This window comes from Pedobacter sp. 01T416_2, assembly GCF_056398925.1.
In genome coordinates, this window is the sequence record NZ_JBFTQI010001018.1 from 1 (window position 1) to 1,699 (window position 1,699).

A 1,699-nucleotide genomic window follows, 5' to 3' on the forward strand; every position below is an offset into this window, starting at 1 on the left:
TGGCATCAAAAAGACCAGCATAGCTAGCTTGAATGCCGTTGAAAACATAAAGGCCTATGAAAAAACAAAAAATGCCGGCTGAAAATTTATTCATTTTGTATTATAGTTTTCAGCTGCATTCATGAGGGCTTCGCCGTTTTCTTTTGAAGCCAGTTGTGCGGCCAGAAAGTGCAGTCCGAAAAATTTGTTAGGCCGGATTTAAGTAGAACGGGGATACAATGCTATGGCCCAGCTGGATGGAAATGCGAAAGCCGTTAAAATATTGATTAATAGTAATTTGCAAAATAACGTCAATGGTAGCGGAGTCGAAGGATCTTTATTCGAATTTTTTGATTGAATTAGCTTGAAATTTGGCATCAATTCCTCCCCTAACAATCCAAAAGATTCTTCAGCTCGCTCATATCCCCTGCCCCGAAACGACGAATGTAGTATGAACTAATGGCTAATGAACAACTGAACTAATAAACCCATTTAAGGAACAGGATCGTGACCATGTTTGCCCCATGGATGACAACGACCAATGCGTTTCAGTGCCATCCAACCGCCTTTAAATGGTCCGTGCTTTTTAATGGCTTCTATCCCATACTGCGAGCAAGTTGGCGTAAACCTGCAATTTGCGCCTAGCATTGGCGAAATGGCATATTGATACACCTTGATTAAACCTAAAAAAAACCATCCGAAAATTTTATTGATGAATTTCATTTGGCTGGATTAAATTTTGAAAGCGTTTAAAAGTAGCAATCAGTTTTTTCTCGATAAAGGTAAAATCGTATTTTTCTTTACCCACAAACTGAATAGAAATCAAAAGCAATCCCCTGTCAGTAGGTAAAGGCAAATATAATTTATCTTGTTTATTTAAGCGATAAGCTTCGCGTATGCGGCGCTTGAGCAGATTGCGATCTACTGCCCGTTTATATCTTTTTTTAGGAACGTTGATTACCACTTGTGCTTGTACATCAGCTGGTTGATCGACAAAAAGATAAGAAATCCGGAAGGGGTATAATAAAAAAGAAGAACCGTTTTTAAACAACAGGTCTAAATGTTTCCTGCTGCATAACCGTTCTTCTTTCCTGAATGTGTACATATATTTTTGATTGATAACTGCAGATTTTGATCTGCCGATCCCGAATTAACGGAAAAGCAATCAAAAATTATGCTTTATGCTTGCGTTCGTCAGAAACCGTTAATCTTTTTCTTCCTTTAGCACGACGTGATGCTAATACTCGTCTGCCGTTAGCTGTTGCCATTCTTTCGCGGAAGCCGTGTTTGTTTCTTCTCTTTCTTTGCGAAGGTTGGTATGTTCTTTTCATGACTGTATATTATCTATTGTAAAATTAAGAGGTGCAAATATAAAGCGATTTCTCTACAAATGCAATAGTGATTAATTATTATTTTTTCTATTTAAGTGCAAATGTAATAATTCTTTTGAAAAAGATGTCCTATGGGTATTTAAAATATGTGCTTGTATGTTTTATTATTTCACCAAACGTCCTTACGGAACGAAAATATCAATATTTTTTTCCACCCATAATCCATCTCGATGCAATGTCATCCTGAGGGATAATTATTTCATAAAATCAATATTAAAGACAGATCTTTTTGGCAAACGGTAGGCTGCGTTAGATCGTCATTCCCAACTTGATTGGGAATCGTAATGCAAGGGCTTTAAGATTCCCGCCTGCGCGGGAATGACGACCGT

At 37.6% G+C, this 1,699-nt stretch carries 3 protein-coding genes; all 3 read right to left on the reverse strand.

What is annotated here, in order from left to right:
* Positions 1-471 precede the first annotated feature (471 nt).
* The gene (gene yidD, locus AC1DPQ_RS26900) at positions 472-702 is read right to left on the reverse strand and encodes a membrane protein insertion efficiency factor YidD (RefSeq protein ID WP_215128375.1); all 231 of its coding nucleotides are present in this window, start codon (positions 700-702) and stop codon (positions 472-474) included.
* A complete protein-coding gene (locus AC1DPQ_RS26905; RefSeq protein WP_477585269.1) occupies positions 686-1,084 on the reverse strand; it encodes a ribonuclease P protein component in 399 nt (132 codons plus the stop codon). Before AC1DPQ_RS26905 ends, yidD begins: the two co-directional genes overlap by 17 nt.
* Before the next feature lie 67 nt (positions 1,085-1,151).
* Entirely contained in the window at positions 1,152-1,310 is a 159-nt protein-coding gene (gene rpmH / locus AC1DPQ_RS26910; protein WP_010601723.1) for a 50S ribosomal protein L34, read from the reverse strand.
* Positions 1,311-1,699: the final 389 nt, after the last annotated feature.